Source organism: Enterococcus moraviensis ATCC BAA-383 (assembly GCF_000407445.1).
In the GTDB taxonomy this organism is placed as follows: Bacteria; Bacillota; Bacilli; order Lactobacillales; family Enterococcaceae; genus Enterococcus_L; species Enterococcus_L moraviensis.
Map to the genome: position 1 here is coordinate 658,280 of NZ_ASWB01000001.1, position 23,906 is coordinate 682,185.

Sequence of the window (23,906 nt, forward strand, 5' to 3'; positions counted from 1 at the left end):
TCACTACTCCTGTTCAGGATTTCGAAGATAATAGCCTACACCTCGACGTGTAACTAGATACGTTGGATGGCTTGGACTGTCTTCGATTTTCTCTCTTAAACGGCGTACGGTCACATCCACTGTTCGGACATCACCAAAGTAATCATATCCCCAAACCGTTTGCAATAGATGTTCCCGGGTCATAACCTGTCCGATATGTTTAGCAAGGTAATAAAGCAATTCAAACTCACGATGTGTCAATTCGATTTTACTTCCTCGTTTCGACACCATATAAGCATCAGGATGAATCGTTAAATCTCCTATTGTTAATTCAGATTGAGTAGTTGATTCTGCTTCTTTAGCACTTGTAGCTCCTCGGCGTAAATTAGCTTTAACACGCGCAACAAGCTCACGATTAGAAAATGGTTTTGTTACATAGTCGTCTGCGCCTAATTCTAAGCCCAAGACTTTATCGATTTCTGAATCTTTAGCCGTTACCATAATAATAGGCATATCATAGGTTTTCCGAACTTCTCTCGCTACTTCCAAGCCATCCATTTTTGGTAACATCAAATCCAGGATAATTAAATCTGGTTCTACTTCTTTAACTTTTTCGACCGCTTCTTCACCATCATACGCGGTAAAAACTTCGTATCCTTCTTTCGTTAGGTTGTATTTTACAATCTCCGAAATTGGCTTTTCATCATCTACAACTAATATTTTTTTCATATAAGAGGCACCTCTTTTTTCTTTTGTCTTTTCGTAGTCTAACCATATTCTCCCTTATTATACCTTATTTTGTCCACTGTTTCATCTTTGACAAAATAGTCCTTACTCTTTCTTATCTATATCTTGCAAAAATAAAGGCTTTCTGTCTATAATTAAGTATAAGTTTTTTTCAAAAGGACGCGATAAAATGAAAGCACCACGACTACAAGCAGGTGACGAAATTCGAGTCATTGCCCCCTCTACAAGTTTTTTAAGTTTAACAGATTCAGGCATTAAATTAGCCGAACAACGCCTAACCGATTTAGGCTTTAAGATCACGTTCTCTGAGCATACAAATGAAGTAGATGTGATTGGTTCCTCTTCGATCATGAGCCGTGTCAAGGATCTACATGAGGCTTTTTCAGATGATAATGTCAAAGGAATCCTAACAGCAATCGGTGGTTTTAATAGTAATGAACTGCTTCCCTATCTTGATTTTGAACTCATCAAACGCCACCCTAAAATTTTTTGTGGTTATAGTGATATCACAGCGTTATGCAATGCAATTACAACAAAAACGAAGTTATTAACGTATGTCGGCCCTCATTTTTCTAGTTTTCAAATGGATGAATTGCAACATTATCAGACAGAACATTTCTTGCATGCCGTAATGGATGAAAAGTCTTTCTCAGTCTCTGCATCTGATTCTTGGAGTCAAGACGAATGGTATTTACCCAACCCAAAACGTACCTTGTTAGCCAATGACTGGAAAGTCTACAGCCACTCTACCCCCGTGACTGGTACTTGTTACGGTGGCAATTTAGGCACTTTTCAACTGCTTTTTGGTACTCGTTTTTTACCTAATCTTGAACGATCTATTTTATTTGTTGAAAATGCTGAAGAAGATGATTATCATGATTTTGCTCGTGGATTAGCTGCTTTGCTCCAAGTGGTGAGGCATCCTCAAGCCTTACTGATCGGACGCTTTCCCAAAGAAACTAAAATGACGGAAGAACGACTTTTAGCTATTTTATCAAAATATCCCTTATTACGTGAAATTCCAGTAATCTATGACATGAATTTTGGTCACACACAACCGATTTTTACAATCCCAATCGGAGATCAAGCGACAGTCGACACATCAAAAAAAATAATTACCTTTTTCTAAATAAAAACCCTATACTGTTTGCTTCTTTCAATAGCTAAACAGTATAAGGGTTTATTTTTTATTTTTTTCCATCTGTTCATATAATGTAATTTTATTATCCAGTAAGTCAAGATGACTTTTCGCTCTTTCATATTCGGCTAGGATTTTTATTCGATGGTTTAATAATAAATTTTTGCGTTCAGTGATCGTTGAATCTCCGAGATTTCTTAACTGAGTGTATGTTTTGATTTCCTTTAGCGAAATACCTGTGTGTTTTAGCTTGATCACAAAATTCGCCCACTCCACTTCTTCTTCACCAAAAATACGATAATTCTGTTTATCTCTAGCCGGTTCAATCAACCCTTCTTTTTCATAATACCGTAACGTATGCTCACTGATGCCAATTTTTTTTGCAAATTCACTGATTGTATACATGTTTTCTCCTTTTTTAATTTTCTCTTGCTTTAGAGTCGTCTCTAACCCTTATACTTCGATTGTACCACTCAGTTTACGTTTTAACATCATCTTGTTTTACGGGCTAACAATAGCTCTGCTTCGATTTCATCAACCTTAAAATCTGTCAGAGGTATGTGAGCCCGCCACACGTTTAAATTAGGAGGAATAATATGAAGTACACAGTCATCACAGGCGCAAGTTCTGGAATTGGTTTGGAAGCCGCCAAAGCATTTGCCAAACTAGGAAAAAATCTTATCTTAATTGCTCGAAGAACGAATTTACTTGATCATTTGAAAGAGGAACTTTTAACAGAATATCCTACTCTTGAGATCGTGAATAAAACCGTCGACTTATCTCAAAAAGAAAACGTACTTGATTTGTACCAGGATTTAAAAGTTTATGCTATTGAAACATGGATCAATAATGCTGGTTTTGGCTATTATCATTCAGTGGCTGACCAAGATTTAGAAAAAGCTAGTCAAATGTTGCATTTGAATATTGAAGCTTTAACGTTATTATCTTCTCTTTTTGTCACAGATTATGAAAACAAAGAGAATACACAATTGATCAACGTTTCTTCTGCTGGTGGATACAAAAATGTTCCAAATGCTGCTACATATTGTGCAACAAAATTTTATGTAAGTGCATTTACCGAAGCGATTGCTTTAGAGCTACAAGCCAAAGGTTCCCCCCTTAAAGCAAAGGTTCTAGCGCCAGCCGCTACTGAAACAGAATTTGCTCAAATTGCTAACGGCTCAAAGTCTTACGACTACGCTAAAGGGTTTGGAACATTTCACTCAGCGAAAGAGATGGCTCAATTTCTCATAGAACTTTATCAAAGTCAAGAAGTCGTCGGTCTTGTTGATCGTAATACGTTTAAGTTTGATTTATCTGGTCCAATTTTTGCTCATTATCAAACTGGAATTCAAACTATATAATGCTCTTACAACCAAAAAAGATGCTTGATAGAATGATTCTATCAAGCATCTTTTTTGGTTTTACTCTTCAGTATCAAGTAAGTATTTGCTAACTAAAGCAGCAAGTACACCACCTATTAATGGTGCAACGATAAATACCCAAACTTGAGATAAAGCTTCGCCACCAGCAAAAATAGCTGGAGCCAAGCTTCTCGCTGGATTGACCGATGTTCCAGTTAATGGAATTCCCACTAAATGAATCATTGTTAAGGTTAAACCAATCACGATTCCTGCAAGTTTTGCATTTCCTTTTTTGGCACTCGTTACAGTCATGATTACCAATACAAAAATAAATGTTAAAATAATTTCTACTGTCAAGGCGCCTAAGGCACTAAAATCACCAAAACCATTTTGACCTAAGTTTGCTGTTTCTCTTCCCGAACCGTTCAAAATAGATAGTAAAGCAAAAGAAGCAATCAAACCACCAATAATTTGACCTACGACATAATAAACCAAATCCATAGTTGAGATTCGTTTATTAACCCACATACCCAATGAAACTGCTGGATTTAAATGAGCACCAGAGATTGTACCAATGCTGTAAGCTGCTGCAATGATTGTCAAACCAAAAGCCAAAGCGATACCAGTCGTACCAATTCCTTCAATCCCGCCACCTAAAACAGCTGTTGCTGTACCAAAGAAGACTAAGATAAACGTTCCAAGACATTCTGCAATTGCTTTTTTCATATATTTCCCTCCCTTCACTATATTCTTTACATAGTTTACCATAATCATTAAATTTTTCTGAATACTTTCAAATGAAATTTCAAGAAAAATTTGATGAGTAATAGATCAATATGATAGATATAATAATAAAAGCTAAATAAAAAAAATACCAATAAAAGGCATTGTATAATGCACTTATATTGGTATTTGAAAATTAATCTAAAAGTTGAATCCCGATACCTAAAAGTCCTGGTCCTGTATGAACCACTAATGCAGGACTGATTGTTCCAAAATAGATTTTTTCAGCCTGTGGGAACTGCGTTTTTAATTTTTCATAAAAAGCTTCAGCTTCTTCAACTGCTTGTCCTTGGGCAACAGCTAATACAAATTTCTTATGTTCCCCGACAAAAGCTTTCACTAGTTCAAAGGTTTTATCCAAGCTTTTCTTTCTACCACGTGCTTTGGCTACAGTATGATAAACACCTTCTCCATTACACGAGATAATAGGATTTAATTTTAAGGCATTTCCCAAAATAGAGGCTACTAAGCCGATTCGTCCACCTTTTTGTAGATATTCTAATGTGGCAACATTAAAATACACTTTGGCTTTTGTTACATTATTTGTTAGTTTCAGTTTGATTTCATCCCACGAGATGCCAGCTTCGATCATTTTGGCTGCTTCAATTGCTTGTAAGCCACTACCGATTCCAATGTTTTTTGTATCTAAAACAAATGTTTCTAAGCCTTCAAACTCTTCCGAAATCAAACGAACAACATTAAATGTTCCGCTTAGACCACTTGAAATAGTGACCGCTAAAACTTTTTCGTAGCCATCTGCTTTAATTTTTTCGAATATTTTCGTAATTGTTTCACCATCTGGTAATGATGTACTCGGGATTTCAATTGGTAAACGCTCATAAACCTCTTCTGGTGTAATATCAACTTTATCTGTATAAATACGATCTTTATATATAATCTGCAGCGGTATCATGTACATCCCGTATTGTTCAACTAATTCTTGCGGCACATCCGTCCCTGAATCTACTAATAGCGCAATTTTCTCTTTATTCATTTTCTTGTTCCTCATTTTCTTCTAAGTTTTTTTGTGCTAATTCAATGACTTTTTCAGTGAATAATTTTGTTGCAAATGATAATGTCGCACCTTTCACGATCAAAAACTCTACTGGTATAGGTCGATCAAATGCCGCAATTGGTTCATTTCCTAACGCTTGAGCAACAACAACTGCTATGGCTGCTTCTTGTTCATCGCAAAATAAGTTGTACGCTTCACGGATACCAACCGCCGCACCTTGATAAAGGATTCCTTGTTTGATTTCTGGTATTGTCAGAACCTGCTTTAATAAGGTAATAGCGATTAAAAATGCCAAATGTTTTTGGTTATAACGTTTTTTGATTGGTGCTGGAATCAAACCTAATTTTACATAATTATTGACCATCGATGATGTCAATAATGTATGTTTTTCTTTTAAAATAACTGGAGATAAGTAACGTTCAACTAAAGTGATTACTTGATCCATATATAATTCTAATTCGGGTAATTCATGCCATCTTGGTAAATGGACATCTACCAATTCCTTTCCCCAAACTTGCAAAGAGGATTTTATTTCATTCACAAGATCCCTCCTTCTATTTACTAAAACAGTTTAACATTTTTTTCAAAAACATTCAATCTAGTTTTTAAAACTAGATAAATATTAATAAAAAAAAGCCTGGAGCATAACTAAAAAAGTTATGTTTCAGGCTTTTAATATCCGAATAAACGATGGGCGCAGAAGTAACTCCTTCTTATTTCTCGAAGTTAAACACTTCTGGCCTAACCTCTTTTGGCAAAACTTATTTATACTTTTTAAAAATCATTGAATCCATCGTCTTCCTTATTGCGCTTGAAAGGATCGAAGCCAAATTTTCCTCTGCTTGGAAAATCATTTGACCCAAACATTTCTCTTGGATCAAAGTCTGGATCGATTTTGCCTGGACCACCAAACCCACGACCACGCCCTCTATGGCCACCTCTCATATGCGGTCCTCTAAAGTCACGCTCTTCTTCCGGGATCTCTTTTTCTAATGCTTCGAGAAGTTTATCCATAATTGTTTTAAATGATTCTTGCTCTGATTCTGATAAGCAATCAAATATTGTTTCTTCTTCTTGTTTACTATTATCTGCTGCTGCCATTCCCGCTTTCGTCAGGCGAATCACCATCACTCGGCGGTCACTTTCTAAAGGTTCACGATTAATATAACCATTTTTTTCTAATTTGCCTAATAGCTCTCCTAATGATTGTGGGCGCATGTCTAATAGATAGGATAGCTCTTTTTGTGTTGTTTCTGGTTTAAGTTTTAATAAATTCAGAACTCTACCTTGTCCTCTATGAGGATTACCAAACGGGCCGTGCTCTTTGCGACGTTTCATAAAATAGCGTTGCATCATACCTTGTAAACGTAAAAACTGTTCCATCAATGTTTGTTCTTCCATAGTTGATTCCTCCATAAGATAGATTATAAATCAGGTACCTGTTTTATATTATAAAGGCACCTGTTTATAATGTCAACATTTTTAGTTCCGATTGCCTTTTAGCATTACAAAGCTACCTGTCAAATAAAAAAAGCCACAGTAACCGATTCGCGAATTGGTCATCTGTGACTAACTATTTATATATTTTTCAATTCTCTTTTTCCTACTACGATGCCTAAGAAGAAAAAGAGTTCAAGCAGAACAAAAAATAAAATAAAACTATGCATAAAGAATTCTTCTGGCAATACATTGATGATCGGGTCAGTTGCAGGATCAAATAACCAAGCATCATTATTAAAAAAAATACCGTGAAATGCTACAAAAAACTGATCAAATCCAATCGCCATCAAGGCACCGAAAAATACCGGAATAATCATTCCCCATTGAAATGGACGGATCAAACGCCACATTCTCTTTGATTTGATCAAACGAAAAACAAAAAGAGCACTTGGAATTATGGTTACTAATAATACGCCATAACAAAGTAAAAAAAGACGTTTTACTTCATAAAAGTGAAACGCTCCACTTTTTGATGAAGGAAAATCAGATAATTGTAACACATGGTTGAATGGATTATTTAAATAATTCATCAACTGATCAAAATTCTTTAACAACGTTGCCTTATCCAGATAAACGTAATCTAAGATACCCAATCTATCAATATCTAAAACGTATAGTGGTCTAAAATTAATCGTAATGGCAATACTCAATGAGATGATTGTTAGGATCAAACACACTATCCCAAAACGCTCTCTCCAAATCCAACCTTGTTCTTTTCTTTTCATTTTTTTCATCTTAGAAAGTCCATTCATCCAGATTATCAACAACGTATGTTGGTTGTTCTGGTAAGGTTGGAACTGCTGATTTTGCAGTAAATCCAGATAGAACAAGTAAACTATCGATACCATTTTGAAGTCCAGATTGAATATCTGTTTCGTAATTGTCGCCAACCATGATTACATCTTCCTTATTAAGCTTCATCACTTTCAGCGCTTCATTCATGATAATCGCATTCGGTTTGCCGATCATAATTGGATCCGTCTGAGTTGCCGTTTGAATCAAGGAAATAAATGAACCAGCCCCTGGCAGCAGACCTCGTTCAGTCGGTATACTTTTATCAGGGTTTGTTCCAATAAAAGTTGCACCTTTACGAATACATAAGGCTGCTAGAGCAAATTTCTCATAGTTAATGTCAGTATCCAAGCCAACAACAACATAATCAGGTTGTTCTTCATCCCACTCAAAACCAGCAGATAAAATCAAGTCAACCAGCCCAGATTCACCTATCACATAAACTTTATTTCCCTTGTTTTGTTCTTTCATATAATCGATCGTTGCTAGACTTGCCGTATAAACTGCTTTAGACGGTACATGTATATCAAATTCGTTCGCCAAGCGGTCAGCAACTGCCTCTGGTGTTTTTGTGGTGTTATTTGTTACGAATAGAAAGGGTAATTTCAATTCTTGTAATCGTTCCACAAATCGTTTACCAGCTGGAATCACTTCTTTGCCTAAGTAAATCGTACCATCCAAATCAATTAAATAGCCTTGATAATGTTTTTCCACAAATGATTACTCCTCACGTTGACGAATTGTAAATGAACGACCACCAGTCGTGTCTTTTTTCTGATTTCCAACAACTGCTTTTTTCGGTTCATTTTCTTTACGGTTTTTGATTACTGGTTTTGCTTTATTCGTTACAGGCACACGTTTTTCTTCTGTATGTGCTTGATTTTGATTAAACGGTTTCTTAGTTGGTTTCTTGCGACGCGTTTGTTGTTTCTCTCGTTTGCCACCAACTCGTTCAATTACAAAATAAGCACAGCCAAAGTTACAGTACTCATACAAATAATCTTCCAGTGTATCGATTCTTTGTTCAGGGGCAGCTTTACGATTGGATTCGTTGAAAAAGCCTTTCAGACGAAGTTGATCGTACCCCCAATCACCGACAATATAATCATATCTTGAAAGAACATCACTAAAACGTTCTCCTAATCGCTCTCCATCAAATGCTTCCCGATGATTTTTTACTAAAAGATATTGGCGTTCTCCAATTGTTACGTGAACATCATCAACAAGTGTGACAATTTCGCCTTTTTTCTTTTCTTTGACAGGTTCTTCTTTTATCTCTTCAAGGACAGCTGTAATTTCTTCTGTAAGTGTAGCCGCCGGTTCTTCTTTATGTTTCGTTGGTTTACTTGATTTATATGGTTTCTTTACTTTTTCTGTCATTTTTTCACCGCCTAGACTTTATTATACCTTGTTTTTATTGGATTGGGTAGTGTGCGTTCAAGTAGTCTCCCAAAACAGTTCGTATAAACTCCGGGAAAAGAAAATCAACCTTCCCAGCTAGCTCAATCGTTGGGAAAAATGGAATAAACATGAAATGATCTACTGTCGTAAAGCTATACTCCCGTGTTAAATCAATCGCTTGGTCTTGCCACAATACTTGTTTTGTTCGTTTATTATATGATAAACCGTCATAATAGATTTCTCCAAATACCTTCCCGCGAAACCCCATTCCAGTTATTGGAAATTTTCGTAAATAATGTCGATTTTTTTCCATCTCTTTCACCATCCGAATCAGTTCTGATCCTCGTAATGTCACACGAATCAAATGCATCGGATGTGGTAATGTATTATGGAGCTTTTCTGCATCAACGATTCCTTTAGGAACATCAGATAAAAATAACCCATTATTTAAAATGGCGGCTTCAGTCTGCCCTTTTTCTTTTATTGCGTTTAAAGTCGTAACGATCAATGGCTGTTCATCATTTAAATCTACTAATAAAGGTTGTGAAATCTCGGCAATTTTTTGTGCCTTTAATAATTCGTGACCTAAAGCCAAGTAGTTTTCACTTTCCACTTGATCTTCAGAAAAAGCTGGCAATTCAGCTGTAGAGACTGCTTTAGCTTCACTATGAACGATTTGATGATTATCGATTGTTAAATGGACTTCACCGATATAATAACCAAATTTACCTGCAGCAGAAAGTTGCGTATTGTTGATTTTTTCCCCGTATTTAAACAGATGATGTGTATGAGAGCCTAGTAAAACATTGATTTCTGGAAACTGATTAGCAATTTTAATATCTTCATCGATCCCTAAATGACTCATCAACACTAAAATATCACATTGAGGCTGAACAGTTCTAATAAGTTCTGGCAAAAACTCTTTTGTAGAGGAAATGTCCCAGCCATTTGGGTTATACGTTAGTGGAAAAGGAGCTGTTAAGGCAATCAAACCGATTTTTGTTTGATTTTTTGTTTCTATTATTTTATAAGGCATTGCCCATTCTGGCGCCTTTTTTGTATGTAAATCTCTTAAATTGCCCAAAATAACGTCAAAGTTCCGATGATCGTACAAATGATTCAATTGTTCTTTTGAGTTCCCAACACCTTCATTATTTCCAATCGTTGCAGCATCATACTCAACTTCATTCATCAATTCTATATTTGCTTGCCCGTTCGTTGCTTCGGTTAAAGGATGCCAACGATCGATAAAATCCCCTAAATCAACTGTTACTACAGTTTTCCCTACACTCTGATACTCTTCCTTTTTGCTTAGTAGGTATCTTCTTATTTTAGGCCAATTTTCTAAGTGCGAATGTAAATCATTCGTATGAAGTAGGACGATTTCTTCCATCATTATGTCCCTCCAATTTTTGTATATAAAATATAGTACCATACTTCTGGATAGAGTATAATAAAGTAACTATAGAAAAAAGGAGATAAAAAATGAAGCTTACCGTACCATTCGGCTCGATTTGGTTAAATGCTGACGATGAAGGTCTGACGCGTGTTTCTTTTTTTGAGATCGAAAACCACCAAACAAATCGATTTACTGAACAAGCTGCTGATGAACTAACAGACTATTTTGCTGGTAAACGAACCCATTTCACAATTCCATTATCCATACATAGCGGCACTGTCTTTCAACAAAATGTTTGGGCTGCTCTTTATCAGATTCCGTATGGCGAGACTCGCAGTTATTTGGACATCGCTCAAGCAGTCAATTCTCCAAAAGCTGTTCGAGCAATCGGTCAGGCAAATAGTAAAAACCCGCTACCGATCATCATTCCTTGCCACCGCGTAATTGGTAAAAATGGAAAATTAACTGGTTACTTAGGCAGCTCCGAGCAGGATGGCCTTAGTATCAAAAAGTTTCTTCTCCACATTGAAAATGTTCCTGTAAACGACGACTAAATCCTTTTATAAAGCACTAAAAAAAATAACGAGAAATCAAGGAAGTCTTGGTCTCTCGTTACTTTTGTTATTCTATCACACCATGAACAGATCAGCTATTCGCTTTGCTGTCATCGCTGTCTTTTCCACGATATTTTTCTAAATATTGTTCTTTCGTCATGACATCATCCACACTCATATTAAACTCAACTAGTTCTAGTCCAGTCATATGTGCGATAGCTTCTTTTACTCTTTCAACAGTTTGATCAAAAACGTTTGAAATATTAACATCGTATTTGCAAATCACGGATACGTCAACCGCTACTTGTTTTGTGCCCACTTCTACACCAATACCTTTAGTCACGTCTTCATTATCTCTAAAACGATCCGCAAAATCTGTAAATAGATTTCCACTCAAGCCTAATATCCCATCGACATCGGAGATCACAACGCCTACGATTTTTTTGATGACCACATCACTAAATGTTAATTTCGATTTTAATCCACCTGTATTATTTTCTACTAATTCTGCCATTTGCATACACTCCTTCAAATTATTTTTTTAAATTCCTATCATAGACCTAACTGAATCTATCAAGGAATAAATATCTAAATCTTCATCTCTCATTTTTCCAATAACAAATCCTACCGCTGAAAAAATCAGTAAGACAAGCGTTTTTCCAAATCCAATCAGTAACAAAAGAAGGGCTAAAAGGAAAAACAATGTTGTCCAAATAATCCGGAAACGATAGGGTTTGAGTTGCTTGATCCAGCGCTCTTTCTTTTCTTTCTCCATGACGTCTCCCTCCTAGATTACTCGTGATTGCTTTTTACCAAAAGCACTCGATTCTGTTGGTTCTTTTTCTCTTAGCTGGACAGTTACTTGGCTGTCGATTGATTCTAAAGCCGTATTTAATGTCCGTTGGATTTTTTCTTTGATCTCTTCCCCTAAAGGCTGATAACGCTCTTTGCTACGAACATCAACTCTTAGTTTGACAGCTACTTTTTCCTTACCTTTAATTTTAACTATCATTTTAGTCTTATCTGGATGAATGATCGTACTATATGCGTTTTGTACTATTTGTTCTATCGTACTTTTGGGTATATCAATTTGGTTCTTACCTTCTTTGACGACCAGGCGTTTTCTACGGCCAGAAACAGAAAGAACAATAAGTAAGCTTAATACTAAAAGGCCACCTAAAATAAGTAAAATCCATTCAAAAAAGGTGAATAGCCACGGATAGCTATAAAGAAGCCCGTCTACTTCGTATGACAACCAAGGTATGTCGATTAGCTGACTAAGTAAGCCCAACGTTCCAACAAACAATAGAAGTATGACTAATGCAAAAATAATTTTCAGCAATCGTTTCATATACTTCCCTCCTTTGAGATAAATCGCTTTGCTGTTACTTAAATTGTAACGCCTAAAAAAAAGTATTACAAAAGATATGAATTTCTTTTTTTATAGATGGACAACAACGGTTGCTACTATTCTTAAAAAAACGATCAAACCGCTCAACATCTGCATACTGTTTGCTGATATTTTGGGTCGAATCGTTTTTTTATTTATTCGTCTAAATATTCTTCCTTCGAAAATTTAGTATCTTCATATTTACCACTATCTCCATAAAACTGATTGTAACGTTGCTTAAATTTACGGAAAATATAGGTGACTAACACTTTGGCGATCGCATAAATCGGAATACCGAAAATCAAACCAAACATGCCTAATAAATCCCCCATTACAAGCAACACGATCACAATCGTCAATGGATGAACCACTAACTTTTTACCCATCACTTGTGGAGAGATCAGATGACCGTTCAACATTTGAACAATCATCCAAACTATAGACATTTTAATAAACATACCGAATGACACCATCAACGCCACAATTGCAGCGGGAATAAAGGCAATCACCGGTCCAATATAAGGAATCACTGCTGTCACACCAACGATGATTGATAAGGTTCCAGAATATGGCACTTTGATTAGCCAAAAACCAATAAACGTTAAAACACCAATCGAAATCGATACTAAGATCTGCCCTTTCAGATAAGCCCCAACCTGACTGCTCATCGTTGCGCCAATTTCTTTTGCATCACTTCTAAAACGTGGTGGAATAATATTTAAAACAAAAGAAAAAAACTTTTGATCGTCTTTTAATAAGAAAAAGGTAATAATTGGTGCTGTGACCATTACTAATGCAAAGCCTGTTAGTGTGGAGAATACCGTAGAAGCACCTTCCACCGCTTTACTAAAATAGCTCCCTATGCCATCTGATACATTATCAAACCAACGCTGGATTCCATCCAACGCATTTGCTAACGGTTTTTCAAAAGCTGAATTATGGAAAAAGTTCGTAACCATCTTGTTTAGATCATTCATATATTGAGGGAAACTCTTAATAAATCCGTCAACTTGTTTTTGTAAAATCGGAACCACTAAAATAATACCCACAATGATCAATGTCACTAAAATGATGAAAATGGCTGAAACACCATAGACTCGTTTTATTTTGTGCCGTTCTAACCAGTTAACAACTGGATTGAATAAATAATATAAAATCAATGCTAAAATCGTTGGTCCAATAATCGTTTTAAACACTACACCGATTGGTCCAAAAATAAACCCAACCTGGTTAAAAATAAAAATCACTGCCCCTAATAATACTAATGCAACTAATGTGAATAATAAATTTTTTCCACCAAGAAATTTGATCCATCTTGTTTCTTGTTTCTTTTCCATCCCCAGCCCTCCTTAAAATAAAAGTGTACTAACCCTGTTTCACCACTTTATATAGCGTACTTCTTTATTGTACCGAAAAAACAACTATCTGTAAAAAAATAATGATTTCGTTATTTAAACAGAAAATCACTCAGTCGTTAAGGTAACCGACTGAGTGATCTTCTCCATTAATTCGCTGCTTTACGGCCTTTGCGTTGTGTAGCTTCCATAATAACAGGAAGTATCACAGGACGACGTTTTGTTTGTTCAAACAAGTAGCGGCTCAATTGCTCACGAATATCTTGTTTTAATTTACTCCACTCAAAATCGTTGCTTTCAAGATGTTTTTCAACAATCTCTGTTACGATATTGCTGCTTTCTTTCATCAAGTCTTTGCTTGTTTTTACATAGACAAACCCTCTTGATGTGATTTTAGCAGGTGAGACAATTCTTTTTTCTCGACGATTGATTGTAACGACCGCTACAAAAATACCATCTTCAGATAAAATTCTACGATCCCGCAGGACAATATTTCCGATATCTCCAACACCGATTCCATCGATCATAATGTTGTCAGCGGTTGTACTGCCGGCAACATTCATTTTTTGTTTCGTGTATTCAAGAATATCTCCTCGACCTGTAATGAAAATGTTTTTGTAAGGGATACCTAATTCATGTGCTAAATCTGCATGTGCTGCTAGTTGACGATATTCACCTTGAATAGGAACAAAATATTTGGGTTTCATCAAGTTCAACATTAGCTGTAAATCATTTGGGCTAGCATGTCCTGAAACACGCATGTTATCAGAAATTTGTTTCACTATCCCACCCGCACGGTAAACGATATCTTCGGTTTTAGCTACAGCTGTTTCCATCGCTGTCGTTGGCGTTGTTGTGATATAAACAAGATCGCCTTCTTTGATTTTAACCACACGATGTGTGCCAGTAGCCATTTTTTGTAAGGACTTGATCGGTTCACCCATTGTTCCCGTTTCTAAAATCACGAGTTGGTCCTCTTGATATTTTTTCATATCTTTCACACTAACAATCAAATCTTCACTTGGTAATTTTAATTTATCTAATTTGATTGCAGTATTGATAATTCGTTGGAAATCTTGACCCGTTAAAACAATTTTACGGTCAGAACGATGTGCGGCGTCCAATACTTGCTGCACGCGTTGTAAGTTATTTGCCACACAAGCCACAATAATGCGACCTTCCCAGTATCGAATCGTGTCAAAAACTTCGTCTGCAATCTGAAGTTCTGAAACGATTTGTGTTGGATTTTCGGCATTAGACGAATCACTCAATAATGCTAAAACTCCTTCATTACCGATTTCAGCCAAACGACCAAAGTCTGTTTGGTACATTGGAATCGCACTTTGATCAAATTTGAAGTCACCAGTGTAAACAATGTTGCCTTCTTTTGTTTTCAAATTGATTCCGATAGAATCTGGAATCGTATGTGTTGTACGGAAGAAACTGATCGTCGCATGTGCAAAATCAATTTCGGTATGTGCATCGACCACATGAAAATCATTGAAGTCTTTTGAATCTGCGTGATCTCCTACATTTAATTTTGCTAACTCAATTGTCAACTCCGTACCAAATACTGGTACATGAACCTTTGATAAAAGATATGGTAATGCTCCAATTGCATCGGCATGACCATGTGTTAAGAATATTCCTGCAACACGATCGATATTTTCTACCAAATACGTAAAATCGGGAATCACCACATCAATTCCTAGTAGTTCATTTTCTGGATATTTTAATCCACAATCCAGTACAAAAATTTCATCTTCCACTTCTGCGATGTACATATTTTTACCATTTTCACGAACGCCGCCTAAGGGAACGATTTTTATTGTACTCACTAACTTCACCTCTCTATATTCCCATACTGAATCAAAGATCCAGTATGCTTAAAATTTTCGCTTTTTCTTCAGAAGTACAGGATACAAGAGGTAAACGCAGCTCACCTACAGTTATGCCCATCTGGTTCAGCACAGCTTTTACTGGAGCTGGTGATGGTGCTGAAAACAACGCATGCATCTTAGGTAATAATTGACGCTGAATCGTCGCTGCTTTTTTGATTTCTCCATGATCCAACGCTTGGAACATGTCGTACATTTCAGTGCCAAATACATGACTTGCAACAGAAATGACCCCTTGCCCGCCTAAAGCTTTTGTAGAAAATGCTTCAGGATCATCTCCAGTATACACTAAAAAGTCTTTTGGCGCTCTCTCTATCAACTCAGTCAATGTATCTAAACCAGAACACTCCTTGATTGCTATAATATTTTCCAATTCAGCTAATCGTAAACTTGTTTCTACATCAAGGCTTGCAACCGTTCGACCTGGTACATTGTATAAAATAATCGGTAGATCGCTTGCCTCTGCAATTGCTTTAAAATGTTGATATAATCCTTCTTGATTTGGTTTGTTATAGTATGGTACCACAGCCAACCCTGCATCGATTCCTCTAATTGCTGAAATTTCTTTTACAAATTCAACAGAATCTCGTGTGTCATTGGTTCCCACACCACAAATAATCGGCACGCGACCATCAACTAACCGAATCACTTCATTGAATAACTCGATTTCCTCATCATGCGTTAATGTTGGTGACTCTCCCGTTGTACCAGCTAAAATAATTCCTTCTGTATGATGAGCAAGCAAATGATTGACCAAATGAGGCAGCTGAGCAAAATCGATTGCGCCGCTTTCATCAAAAGGTGTGACCATTGCTGTAATTATCGTTGCATTTTCTAAATTCATACTTACTTACCTCCTAATTTTAAAGCGTAGTGGGCTCGTCCAACCTCGTAGAAAAATAGGAAAATAGAAGGGTGGCGCTTTTTGCCACAATCAAATTTTATCTTTTTTCATAGAGGTTAGCCCACAGAACTAGATAACATTTAAAAGCGTAGTGGGCTCGTTCAACCTCGTAGAAAAATAGGAAAATAGGATGGTGACGCTCTTCGTCACAAACAGATTTTATCTTTTTTCATAGAGGTTAGCCCACGGAGCTAGATAACACACGTCATAAAAAACCTCAAAATATCTCTACACTCTATTTAAACTCTCACCAAATCCATTTCATGTAATGTTTCGGCAATCTGAACTGAGTTCCAAGCAGCTCCTTTTAATAGATTATCTGAAACGACCCACATATGATACCCTTTGTCGATATCGATATCTTGACGAATTCTTCCTACAAAGGTTTCTTTACGGTCAATACTTGTTAAGGCTTGCGGATAAAGTTGCTGACTTGGATCATCTTGTAAAACAGCTCCAGGAGCATTAGCAATCAATTCTCTGATTTTCGTCACGTTTGATCCATCTTCTTTAACTTCAATATAAACCGATTCAGAATGTCCTGATAATACTGGAATACGTACACAAGTAGCAACTACTTTGATACTATCGTCTTCCATGATTTTTTTTGTTTCATTGATCATTTTCCATTCTTCATAGGTATAATCAGCATCCGCAAAAACATCGATTTGAGGTAAAGCATTGAATGCGATCGGATAATGTTTTTTATCTCCACCACTCGGTAAAATTGTAGCCTCTAAAGCATCGGCTGGTGTGCCTTCAACATAGGCCACGGCCTGAGATTTCAACTCTTCCATCGCGTTGATTCCCGCACCACTAACAGCTTGATAAGTAGAAACAATCAATCGATCCAATCCATAGGCTTGGCGAATCGGTTCAAGCGCGACCATCATTTGAATCGTCGAACAATTCGGGTTTGCAATGATTCCTTTATGACGCTTTAATGCGTTTGGATTAACTTCTGGCACAACTAAAGGCACCTCGGGATCCATTCTGAAGTGACTTGTATTATCAATTACAACAGCCCCTCGTTTAACCGCCTCAGGTGCAAATTGTTTTGAAATATTTCCTCCAGCACTAAATAAAGCAATATCTATATCCGTAAATGATTCCGGTACTAACTCTTCGATTATAAGAGGGGTTCCCTTAAACATTACCTCTTTTCCCGCTGAACGTTTCGATGCCAAAAGCTTTACCTGATTCATAGGTAATGATGTTCCTTCTAACATTTCGATCATTTTAGTGCCTACCGCACCAGTTGCGCCTACCACGGCAACATTATACTTTTTTTTCATACTTATTGATCTCCTCTCAAATTCCTGAAGAAAGTTGCTTTTCCTATTTTACCATAATATTGTCTTTTACTACATAGGAAGTAAATTGATTTTACTTTATTTTTCGTCAAAATAGTGAAAGAAAAAAAGGAATTATAACATTTCAAATTTTTCTTTAATGACTTTCTTATCATTCGAGCAACTTAGTCGACTAATTTTTTGTGCGGTTCTATACTGGCTCTGCAGCTCATTTTTGTGAGTATCAGATACGCTCGCTTTTAGAAACGATAAAATAAGCAAAAGGAAAAAATGCCTTAGTCCTATTTTTTGTCAACGTTGGACGAGCTTATCGCGCTTTTAATTTTAGGAGGATGATTAGATGTACACAGTAGCAGATTATTTGCTAGATCGTTTAAAGGAATTGGGAATTGATGAGGTTTTTGGTGTTCCTGGAGACTATAATTTACAATTTTTAGACCATATCACGGCAAGAAAAGATCTGGAATGGATTGGAAATGCGAATGAGTTGAATGCTGCTTATATGGCTGATGGATATGCTCGAACAAAAGGGATTTCAGCTTTGGTAACAACGTTTGGCGTGGGTGAACTAAGTGCTATCAATGGTTTAGCTGGCAGCTATGCTGAGAGTATTCCTGTTATTGAGATCGTTGGTTCACCAACCACTACGGTTCAACAAAACAAAAAACTTGTCCATCATACTTTGGGTGATGGTGATTTCTTGCGTTTTGAGCGGATCCATGAAGAAGTAAGTGCAGCAATTGCTCATTTAAGTACAGAAAATGCCCCATCAGAAATCGATCGTGTCTTAACTGTTGCGATGACAGAGAAACGTCCTGTTTATATCAATTTACCTATTGATATTGCTGAAATGAAAGCTTCTGCTCCTACAACTCCTTTAAACCATACAACTGATCAACTAACAACCGTTGAAACTGCTATTTTAACCAAAGTGGAAGACGCATTAAAGCAATCAAAAAATCCAGTCGTTATTGCTGGGCATGAAATTCTAAGTTATCACATTGAAAATCAATTAGAGCAATTTATTCAAAAATTCAATTTGCCGATAACAGTCCTACCATTTGGTAAAGGTGCATTTAATGAAGAAGATGCCCATTATTTAGGAACTTATACAGGTTCAACAACAGATGAGTCTATGAAAAACCGAGTGGATCATGCAGATCTGGTTTTACTTTTAGGCGCAAAACTGACCGATTCAGCAACATCAGGTTTTAGTTTTGGTTTTACAGAAAAACAAATGATTTCGATTGGGTCTACAGAAGTTCTATTTTACGGAGAAAAACAGGAAACCGTTCAATTAGATCGTTTTGTTTCAGCCTTATCAACACTTTCCTTTTCTCGATTTACCGATGAGATGCCTTCAGTCAAACGTTTGGCAACCCCAAAAGTCCGTGATGAAAAGTTAACGCAAAAACAGTTTTGGCAAATGGTTGAATCGTTTCTTTTACAAGGTGATACGGTTGTCGGCGAACAGGGTACTTCTTTCTTTGGCTTAACGAATGTTCCGCTAAAAAAAGACATGCATTTTATCGGTCAACCTTTATGGGGCTCGATTGGCTATACATTCCCTTCTGCATTAGGGAGTCAAATTGCAAATAAAGAAAGCCGACATCTGTTGTTTATTGGAGATGGATCATTGCAATTGACGGTTCAGGAACTAGGAACAGCCATAAGAGAAAAATTGACTCCAATCGTTTTTGTGATCAATAATAATGGTTATACTGTTGAACGAGAAATTCACGGAGCGACAGAGCAATATAATGATATTCCGATGTGGGATTACCAAAAATTGCCGTTCGTCTTTGGTGGAACAGATCAAACGGTGGCAACGTATAAGGTATCGACAGAAATTGAGTTAGATAATGCAATGACGCGCGCTAGAACAGATGTGGATCGCTTACAATGGATCGAAGTTGTAATGGATCAAAACGATGCACCCGTTCTTTTAAAAAAATTAGCAAAGATTTTTGCAAAACAGAATAGCTAAAATAGTCTTTAGCGTTCGACATCTATTGACTTTCCATACTATTTTGTTATAGTTAAAAGCGACATTTACTTAATTTGAAGGAGTGAATAATATGGCACGAGTTGAAAGTTTTGAATTAGACCACAATACAGTTAAAGCCCCTTATGTTCGTTTAGCGGGTACTGAAAAAAACGGTGATGTATTAATTGAAAAATATGATCTACGTTTTTTACAACCAAATGAAGATGAATTACCAACAGCTGCAGTTCATACACTAGAGCATTTGTTAGCAGTAAATTTACGTGATCATTTAGAAGGAATCATCGACATCTCTCCAATGGGATGCCGTACTGGATTTTATATGATCATGTGGAATGAACATTCACCAAAAGAAATTCGTGATGCTTTGGTAAAAGTATTGAACTTTATCGCTGAGACAGATTTCGTTCCAGCAGTATCTGCAAAAGAATGTGGCAACTATAAAGACCATTCTTTATTTTCTGCACAAGAATATGCGAAAATCGTTTTAGCAAAAGGAATTAGTTTAGATCCTTTTGAACGAATTTTGTAAGATAATTTAAAAAGAGCCGCTCTGCGTAAATCGCAGGGCGGCTCCTTTTATTTAACCTAATGCAACATCTAAAATCATCATGATAATGAATCCTAGCATCACACCAAATACAGCAAAATGACGTTTACTTGTAACGGTTTGCTGCGCTTCTGGAATCAATTCCTCCACAACTACATAAATCATTGCACCTGCAGCAAAAGCCAACGCATAAGGTAACAACAACGTTACTTTAGTAACTAAAACAGCACCGATGATGCCTGCAATTGGTTCAACAATCCCGGATGCTTGCCCATAAAGGAACGCTTTTTTTCGACTCAAATTTTCTTGTCTTAATGGAATAGATACTGCAGCCCCTTCTGGAAAGTTTTGAATACCAATACCCAAGGCTACAGAGATCGCAGCTAAAACAGCTTTTTTCGGATCATCTGCTGAGTTTGCTGCCCCAAATGCAACTCCAACCGCTAAGCCCTCGGGAATATTATGCAGTGTGATTGAGAATACCAATAAAATCGTTCTTTTTAAATGACTTGGTAATCCCTCTTTTTCATGGTTCGGCCCAAAATGCATGTGAGGTAAGGTTTTATCCGCAATATAAAGAAATAACCCACCCAATCCAAAACCAAAACTTACGACAAGCCAAGCAATACTGCCATTTTCTTCTGCCTGTTTGATCGCTGGGTCTAATAAAGACCAAAAACTTGCAGCAATCATGACACCTGCTGCAAAACCTAACATCATATTCAGTATATCTTTTTTAATTTCCTTAAAAAAGAACACTAACCCAGCCCCTAAAGCCGTCATAAAATAAGTAAATCCCGTCCCAACTAATGCTTGTTGCCAAGCCTCTAAAGATAACAGCCAGCTCGTTATTATCAACACCCCAACTTCCTCAATTTTTTTCTTAACTTTACTTTATCATACCCATGCTTTTATAACCATGACTAAACTAAAAATGCTTTCATTTGGTACCACATTTTAGAAGGAGTATACTTAACATAGAAGTAAGTCGAGAAATGGAGTGAACAAAATGACAGAAACAATCAATGCTGCTGTTGCGATGATCAACGTTTTAGAAAGTTGGGACGTCGATCATATTTATGGAATTCCTGGTGGTTCTTTCAACTCCACGATGGATGCTCTATACAAAGAAAAAAATAAAATCACCTATATTCAAGTTCGTCACGAAGAAGTTGGCGCATTAGCGGCGGCGGCCGATGCAAAATTAACAGGTAAAATCGGTGTCGCTTTTGGCTCTGCAGGTCCTGGTGCCACCCATTTGATTAATGGGCTATATGATGCGCAAATGGATCATGTCCCTATTTTAGCTCTCTTAGGACAAGTAGCTACAAGTTCTATGAACTACAATGCTTTTCAAGAATTAAATGAAAATCCCATGTTTGCTGACGTAAGTGTCTATAACCGTACGGTGATGACTCCGGAAAGTCTCCCTCATGTTGTGGATGAAGCAATCAAAGCCGCCTATAAAAACAAAGGTGTTGCAGTCGTTACGATTCCAGTAGATTTTGGAACAAAAGAAATTCCAAATATCGACGTTTCTACTGCCAAAAATTATCGAACAGGCTTAGTTATGCCTCATTATAATGACTTAAAAAAAGCCGTTTCATTGATTGAATCGGCCGAAAAACCGATCCTTTATATTGGACAAGGAACACGTGGGGCATGGCCTGAAATCAGATCATTCTCTGAACATTTTTCAACACCTATTGTTTCCGCTGTTTTAGGGAAAGGAATCGTTCCTGACGCCTATGAAAACTTCCTTGGTTTTGCTGGGCGCGTTGCCACTAAGCCTGCTAATGAAGCTTTAGCTGAAACGGATTTGATTGTCTTTACTGGTAGTGATTTTCCTTTTGCACAGTATTTTTTTAATCCTGAAGCTAAATTTGTTCAGATCGATATCGATGCAACAAAATTTGGACGTCGTCATAAAACGGATGTCACCATTTTAGGAGATGCCAAAGAATCTTTAAAACGGCTAGTTGACTTAGGCGAATCTCGCCCTGAGGATCACTGGCTTAACGCCAATCAAAAAAACAAAAAAAATTGGGTTGCTTGGTTAAGAAGTTTTGATAATAAAACAGATCAACCACTTCGTGTGGAACCAATATTTAAAGAAATCAGAAGAATCGCTGATGAGGAAGCAATTTTTGTAACGGATGTTGGAAATACGACGATCCACGCTATTCGTTTGTTAGAAATGAACGGCAAACAAAAATTTACGACTTCTGGCTGGTTTGCTACAATGGGTAACGGTATCCCAGGTGGAATTGCCGCTCAGCTTAGCTACCCTAATCGTCAAGTATTCACATTAAGTGGCGATGGCGCATTTGCCATGGTCATGCAAGATATTATCACCCAAGTAAAATACAAACTGCCGATTATCAATGTTGTCTTTTCAAATGATTCTTTTGGATTTATTGAAGCGGAACAAGAAGATAGCGAGCAAAAGAAATTTGGTGTTTATTTAGAAGGAGCTGACTTTGGAAAAGTAGGTGAAGCCCTTGGTGCTAAAGGATTTACGATTACAGAATATAGTCAACTAGAACCTGCTTTTGAAGCGGCTAAACAAAGTGAGCGACCTGTTGTAATCGATGTAAAAATTAGAAATACTCGCCCATTGCCTGTTGAAGAATTAATCTTAGATCCTGGAAAATTCAGTGAAGCTGAGATTCAGGCTTTTAAAGAAAAATATGAGGTACATGATATGCCCGTTTTGAAAGAGTTATTATCATAAAAAATAGCAGATGCGTAAAAACCGCATCTGCTATTCTTTATTTTATTTATTTATCATCATGTTTATGGAATTTTTCTTTGATATCTTCAAAACCTTCTTTGATTTTGTCGCCTAATTTTTCAGCGCCATCTTTGATATCATCACCGGCATCACGGGCTTTGTCTTTTACATCGCCAAAAGCTGATTGTGCTTTGCCTTCAAGCTCTTTGCCTTTATCATCTGTTACTTTACCTTGAACTTCTTTCGCTGTTCCTTCAACTTTGTCTTTTGCATCATTTACGCGTCCATTTAAATCTGCCATGTGAAAATCCCTCCTAGTTAATTTATACTACATAACTAGCATAGCATCATTTTTAACTTGCTACAAACGATTCGCTTTGTTTTTTATGATCAACCCATTTAGCGTTCACTCAACCATTTTTTGGCCTGATTGATTTCATCCATGGTTATTTGATGACCAGAATTGGTGGCACTAATCGTAACCGATACATGTCGATTTTTTAATTGTTCAATCAATTGATTTGAGGCTTCTCGGGAAACAATTGGGTCATTCTCACTCACAGATAACCAGACTGCTTTATCAGAAAGTGGAAATTCTTGCGTGTCCACGCCTAGAGACATCGGATGTAGTAAGATGGCTTGTTTAATAGCAAAATGGCGTTCCAATAATAGATGTGCCGCAATATTGGCTCCATTTGAATAACCGACTATCACCCACTCTTCTATCGGGATACTTTTTTCTTCGCTGACTGTTGTGATCATTTGGATCAATCGATCGCTTTCTTCTTCTAAGCTAACTAAGTCAAATTGATTCAATCCATTTCTTTTAAAAAAACGATTCATCCCTGATTCTTGTACTGTTCCACGAAAAGAAAGAAGCGTTGCCTCTTCATCTAAGAAACGAGCAATATCCAGTAATGATGTTTCATCACCACCCGTACCGTGGAGTAATAATAATTTTTTCCCCTGTGGTTTCCCTTGTTCAAATAGATACTTCATTATTTGCTCATCCTTTCAACTTCCCAAAAGAACTTACTATTAGTAAGTGAAATTCATTTTAACATGTTTTCTTTTCTTTGTCATCT

General features: G+C 36.8%; 26 protein-coding genes. 6 read left to right on the top strand and 20 right to left on the bottom strand.

Annotation, left to right across the window (positions count from 1 at the left end):
- Window positions 1–3: 3 nt before the first annotated feature.
- Window positions 4–708 (bottom strand): response regulator YycF, encoded by a 705-nt coding sequence (yycF, locus tag I586_RS03105; protein WP_010764627.1) that lies wholly within the window; start codon window positions 706–708, stop codon window positions 4–6.
- Between the two features lie 187 nt (window positions 709–895).
- Between yycF and I586_RS03110 the strand changes: the two genes are divergently transcribed.
- Window positions 896–1,855, top strand: a complete 960-nt coding sequence (locus I586_RS03110; RefSeq protein ID WP_010764626.1) for a S66 family peptidase — start codon at window positions 896–898, stop codon at window positions 1,853–1,855.
- A gap of 51 nt (window positions 1,856–1,906) precedes the next feature.
- Here I586_RS03110 and I586_RS03115 read toward each other — a convergent pair whose 3' ends face one another.
- Window positions 1,907–2,269, bottom strand: a complete 363-nt coding sequence (locus I586_RS03115; protein ID WP_010764625.1) for a MerR family transcriptional regulator — start codon at window positions 2,267–2,269, stop codon at window positions 1,907–1,909.
- A gap of 191 nt (window positions 2,270–2,460) precedes the next feature.
- Here I586_RS03115 and I586_RS03120 point away from each other — a divergent pair, with 191 nt between their 5' ends.
- Window positions 2,461–3,228 carry an SDR family NAD(P)-dependent oxidoreductase gene (locus tag I586_RS03120; RefSeq protein WP_010764624.1) on the top strand — a complete coding sequence of 256 codons (768 nt, stop codon included), beginning with the start codon at window positions 2,461–2,463 and terminating at the stop codon, window positions 3,226–3,228.
- 60 nt (window positions 3,229–3,288) lie between these two features.
- On the opposite strand, the gene I586_RS03125 is transcribed toward I586_RS03120, so the two are convergent.
- The 8 genes from I586_RS03125 to I586_RS03160 all read right to left on the bottom strand — a co-directional run bounded on the left by I586_RS03125 (window position 3,289) and on the right by I586_RS03160 (window position 10,112).
- Window positions 3,289–3,954, bottom strand: a complete 666-nt coding sequence (locus I586_RS03125) for an MIP/aquaporin family protein (RefSeq protein ID WP_010764623.1) — start codon at window positions 3,952–3,954, stop codon at window positions 3,289–3,291.
- A gap of 193 nt (window positions 3,955–4,147) precedes the next feature.
- A complete protein-coding gene (locus I586_RS03130) occupies window positions 4,148–5,005 on the bottom strand; it encodes a DegV family protein (protein ID WP_010764622.1) in 858 nt (285 codons plus the stop codon).
- Window positions 4,998–5,567, bottom strand: a complete 570-nt coding sequence (locus I586_RS03135; protein WP_010764621.1) for a DUF1836 domain-containing protein — start codon at window positions 5,565–5,567, stop codon at window positions 4,998–5,000. The genes I586_RS03130 and I586_RS03135 overlap by 8 nt, the downstream gene beginning before the upstream one ends.
- Window positions 5,568–5,800: 233 nt before the next feature.
- The gene (locus tag I586_RS03140; protein ID WP_010764620.1) at window positions 5,801–6,427 is read right to left on the bottom strand and encodes a MarR family winged helix-turn-helix transcriptional regulator; all 627 of its coding nucleotides are present in this window, start codon (window positions 6,425–6,427) and stop codon (window positions 5,801–5,803) included.
- 176 nt (window positions 6,428–6,603) lie between these two features.
- A complete protein-coding gene (locus I586_RS03145; RefSeq protein WP_051092188.1) occupies window positions 6,604–7,278 on the bottom strand; it encodes a TIGR01906 family membrane protein in 675 nt (224 codons plus the stop codon).
- On the bottom strand, window positions 7,262–8,032 hold the full coding sequence (locus tag I586_RS03150; RefSeq protein ID WP_010764618.1) for a TIGR01457 family HAD-type hydrolase: 771 nt from the start codon (window positions 8,030–8,032) through the stop codon (window positions 7,262–7,264). The genes I586_RS03145 and I586_RS03150 overlap by 17 nt, the downstream gene beginning before the upstream one ends.
- A 6-nt stretch (window positions 8,033–8,038) precedes the next feature.
- On the bottom strand, window positions 8,039–8,698 hold the full coding sequence (locus I586_RS03155; RefSeq protein WP_010764617.1) for a YutD family protein: 660 nt from the start codon (window positions 8,696–8,698) through the stop codon (window positions 8,039–8,041).
- 34 nt (window positions 8,699–8,732) lie between these two features.
- Entirely contained in the window at window positions 8,733–10,112 is a 1,380-nt protein-coding gene (locus I586_RS03160) for a bifunctional metallophosphatase/5'-nucleotidase (RefSeq protein ID WP_034701723.1), read from the bottom strand.
- 92 nt (window positions 10,113–10,204) lie between these two features.
- On the opposite strand from I586_RS03160, the gene I586_RS03165 reads away from it, so the two are divergent.
- Complete coding sequence (locus tag I586_RS03165) at window positions 10,205–10,672, top strand: methylated-DNA--[protein]-cysteine S-methyltransferase (protein ID WP_010764615.1); 468 nt, start codon at window positions 10,205–10,207, stop codon at window positions 10,670–10,672.
- A 91-nt stretch (window positions 10,673–10,763) separates the two neighbouring features.
- Here the strand turns inward: I586_RS03165 and I586_RS03170 are convergent, their stop codons facing one another.
- The 7 genes from I586_RS03170 to I586_RS03200 form a co-directional block, all read right to left on the bottom strand.
- Complete coding sequence (locus I586_RS03170) at window positions 10,764–11,186, bottom strand: Asp23/Gls24 family envelope stress response protein (RefSeq protein WP_010764614.1); 423 nt, start codon at window positions 11,184–11,186, stop codon at window positions 10,764–10,766.
- Window positions 11,187–11,213: 27 nt separating this feature from the next.
- On the bottom strand, window positions 11,214–11,447 hold the full coding sequence (locus I586_RS03175) for a DUF2273 domain-containing protein (RefSeq protein WP_010764613.1): 234 nt from the start codon (window positions 11,445–11,447) through the stop codon (window positions 11,214–11,216).
- A 12-nt stretch (window positions 11,448–11,459) separates the two neighbouring features.
- Window positions 11,460–12,023 (bottom strand): alkaline shock response membrane anchor protein AmaP, encoded by a 564-nt coding sequence (gene amaP / locus I586_RS03180; protein WP_010764612.1) that lies wholly within the window; start codon window positions 12,021–12,023, stop codon window positions 11,460–11,462.
- 194 nt (window positions 12,024–12,217) lie between these two features.
- A complete protein-coding gene (locus I586_RS03185) occupies window positions 12,218–13,399 on the bottom strand; it encodes an AI-2E family transporter (RefSeq protein WP_010764611.1) in 1,182 nt (393 codons plus the stop codon).
- A 167-nt stretch (window positions 13,400–13,566) separates the two neighbouring features.
- Window positions 13,567–15,255, bottom strand: coding sequence for a ribonuclease J (locus tag I586_RS03190; RefSeq protein WP_010764610.1), 1,689 nt, complete (start codon window positions 15,253–15,255; stop codon window positions 13,567–13,569).
- A gap of 31 nt (window positions 15,256–15,286) precedes the next feature.
- Window positions 15,287–16,159, bottom strand: a complete 873-nt coding sequence (gene dapA / locus I586_RS03195; RefSeq protein WP_010764609.1) for a 4-hydroxy-tetrahydrodipicolinate synthase — start codon at window positions 16,157–16,159, stop codon at window positions 15,287–15,289.
- Between the two features lie 299 nt (window positions 16,160–16,458).
- A complete protein-coding gene (locus I586_RS03200; RefSeq protein ID WP_010764608.1) occupies window positions 16,459–17,514 on the bottom strand; it encodes an aspartate-semialdehyde dehydrogenase in 1,056 nt (351 codons plus the stop codon).
- A 358-nt stretch (window positions 17,515–17,872) separates the two neighbouring features.
- Between I586_RS03200 and I586_RS03205 the strand changes: the two genes are divergently transcribed.
- Window positions 17,873–19,519 carry an alpha-keto acid decarboxylase family protein gene (locus I586_RS03205; protein WP_010764607.1) on the top strand — a complete coding sequence of 549 codons (1,647 nt, stop codon included), beginning with the start codon at window positions 17,873–17,875 and terminating at the stop codon, window positions 19,517–19,519.
- A gap of 91 nt (window positions 19,520–19,610) precedes the next feature.
- Window positions 19,611–20,069: an S-ribosylhomocysteine lyase gene (locus I586_RS03210; protein WP_010764606.1), complete on the top strand. Its 459-nt coding sequence runs from the start codon at window positions 19,611–19,613 to the stop codon at window positions 20,067–20,069.
- A gap of 51 nt (window positions 20,070–20,120) precedes the next feature.
- Here I586_RS03210 and I586_RS03215 read toward each other — a convergent pair whose 3' ends face one another.
- A complete protein-coding gene (locus tag I586_RS03215; RefSeq protein WP_034701726.1) occupies window positions 20,121–20,939 on the bottom strand; it encodes a ZIP family metal transporter in 819 nt (272 codons plus the stop codon).
- Between the two features lie 157 nt (window positions 20,940–21,096).
- Here I586_RS03215 and spxB point away from each other — a divergent pair, with 157 nt between their 5' ends.
- The gene (gene spxB, locus I586_RS03220) at window positions 21,097–22,821 is read left to right on the top strand and encodes a pyruvate oxidase (protein ID WP_010764604.1); all 1,725 of its coding nucleotides are present in this window, start codon (window positions 21,097–21,099) and stop codon (window positions 22,819–22,821) included.
- Window positions 22,822–22,867: 46 nt separating this feature from the next.
- On the opposite strand, the gene I586_RS03225 is transcribed toward spxB, so the two are convergent.
- A complete protein-coding gene (locus I586_RS03225; RefSeq protein ID WP_010760943.1) occupies window positions 22,868–23,122 on the bottom strand; it encodes a CsbD family protein in 255 nt (84 codons plus the stop codon).
- Between the two features lie 98 nt (window positions 23,123–23,220).
- Window positions 23,221–23,820, bottom strand: coding sequence for an alpha/beta hydrolase (locus tag I586_RS03230; protein WP_010764603.1), 600 nt, complete (start codon window positions 23,818–23,820; stop codon window positions 23,221–23,223).
- Window positions 23,821–23,906: the final 86 nt, after the last annotated feature.

Coding starts and splice junctions, on each gene's coding strand:
- I586_RS03185 (WP_010764611.1), bottom strand. CDS start 13,399: ATGGAAAAGAAACAAGAAACAAGATGGATCAAATTTCTTGGTGGAAAA.
- I586_RS03110 (WP_010764626.1), top strand. CDS start 896: ATGAAAGCACCACGACTACAAGCAGGTGACGAAATTCGAGTCATTGCC.
- I586_RS03170 (WP_010764614.1), bottom strand. CDS start 11,186: ATGGCAGAATTAGTAGAAAATAATACAGGTGGATTAAAATCGAAATTA.
- dapA (WP_010764609.1), bottom strand. CDS start 16,159: ATGAATTTAGAAAATGCAACGATAATTACAGCAATGGTCACACCTTTT.
- I586_RS03200 (WP_010764608.1), bottom strand. CDS start 17,514: ATGAAAAAAAAGTATAATGTTGCCGTGGTAGGCGCAACTGGTGCGGTA.
- I586_RS03230 (WP_010764603.1), bottom strand. CDS start 23,820: ATGAAGTATCTATTTGAACAAGGGAAACCACAGGGGAAAAAATTATTA.
- I586_RS03160 (WP_034701723.1), bottom strand. CDS start 10,112: ATGGAAGAAATCGTCCTACTTCATACGAATGATTTACATTCGCACTTA.
- I586_RS03145 (WP_051092188.1), bottom strand. CDS start 7,278: ATGAATGGACTTTCTAAGATGAAAAAAATGAAAAGAAAAGAACAAGGT.
- amaP (WP_010764612.1), bottom strand. CDS start 12,023: ATGAAACGATTGCTGAAAATTATTTTTGCATTAGTCATACTTCTATTG.
- I586_RS03165 (WP_010764615.1), top strand. CDS start 10,205: ATGAAGCTTACCGTACCATTCGGCTCGATTTGGTTAAATGCTGACGAT.
- I586_RS03205 (WP_010764607.1), top strand. CDS start 17,873: ATGTACACAGTAGCAGATTATTTGCTAGATCGTTTAAAGGAATTGGGA.
- I586_RS03210 (WP_010764606.1), top strand. CDS start 19,611: ATGGCACGAGTTGAAAGTTTTGAATTAGACCACAATACAGTTAAAGCC.
- I586_RS03115 (WP_010764625.1), bottom strand. CDS start 2,269: ATGTATACAATCAGTGAATTTGCAAAAAAAATTGGCATCAGTGAGCAT.
- spxB (WP_010764604.1), top strand. CDS start 21,097: ATGACAGAAACAATCAATGCTGCTGTTGCGATGATCAACGTTTTAGAA.
- I586_RS03125 (WP_010764623.1), bottom strand. CDS start 3,954: ATGAAAAAAGCAATTGCAGAATGTCTTGGAACGTTTATCTTAGTCTTC.
- I586_RS03155 (WP_010764617.1), bottom strand. CDS start 8,698: ATGACAGAAAAAGTAAAGAAACCATATAAATCAAGTAAACCAACGAAA.
- I586_RS03225 (WP_010760943.1), bottom strand. CDS start 23,122: ATGGCAGATTTAAATGGACGCGTAAATGATGCAAAAGACAAAGTTGAA.
- yycF (WP_010764627.1), bottom strand. CDS start 708: ATGAAAAAAATATTAGTTGTAGATGATGAAAAGCCAATTTCGGAGATT.
- I586_RS03130 (WP_010764622.1), bottom strand. CDS start 5,005: ATGAATAAAGAGAAAATTGCGCTATTAGTAGATTCAGGGACGGATGTG.
- I586_RS03175 (WP_010764613.1), bottom strand. CDS start 11,447: ATGGAGAAAGAAAAGAAAGAGCGCTGGATCAAGCAACTCAAACCCTAT.
- I586_RS03140 (WP_010764620.1), bottom strand. CDS start 6,427: ATGGAAGAACAAACATTGATGGAACAGTTTTTACGTTTACAAGGTATG.
- I586_RS03120 (WP_010764624.1), top strand. CDS start 2,461: ATGAAGTACACAGTCATCACAGGCGCAAGTTCTGGAATTGGTTTGGAA.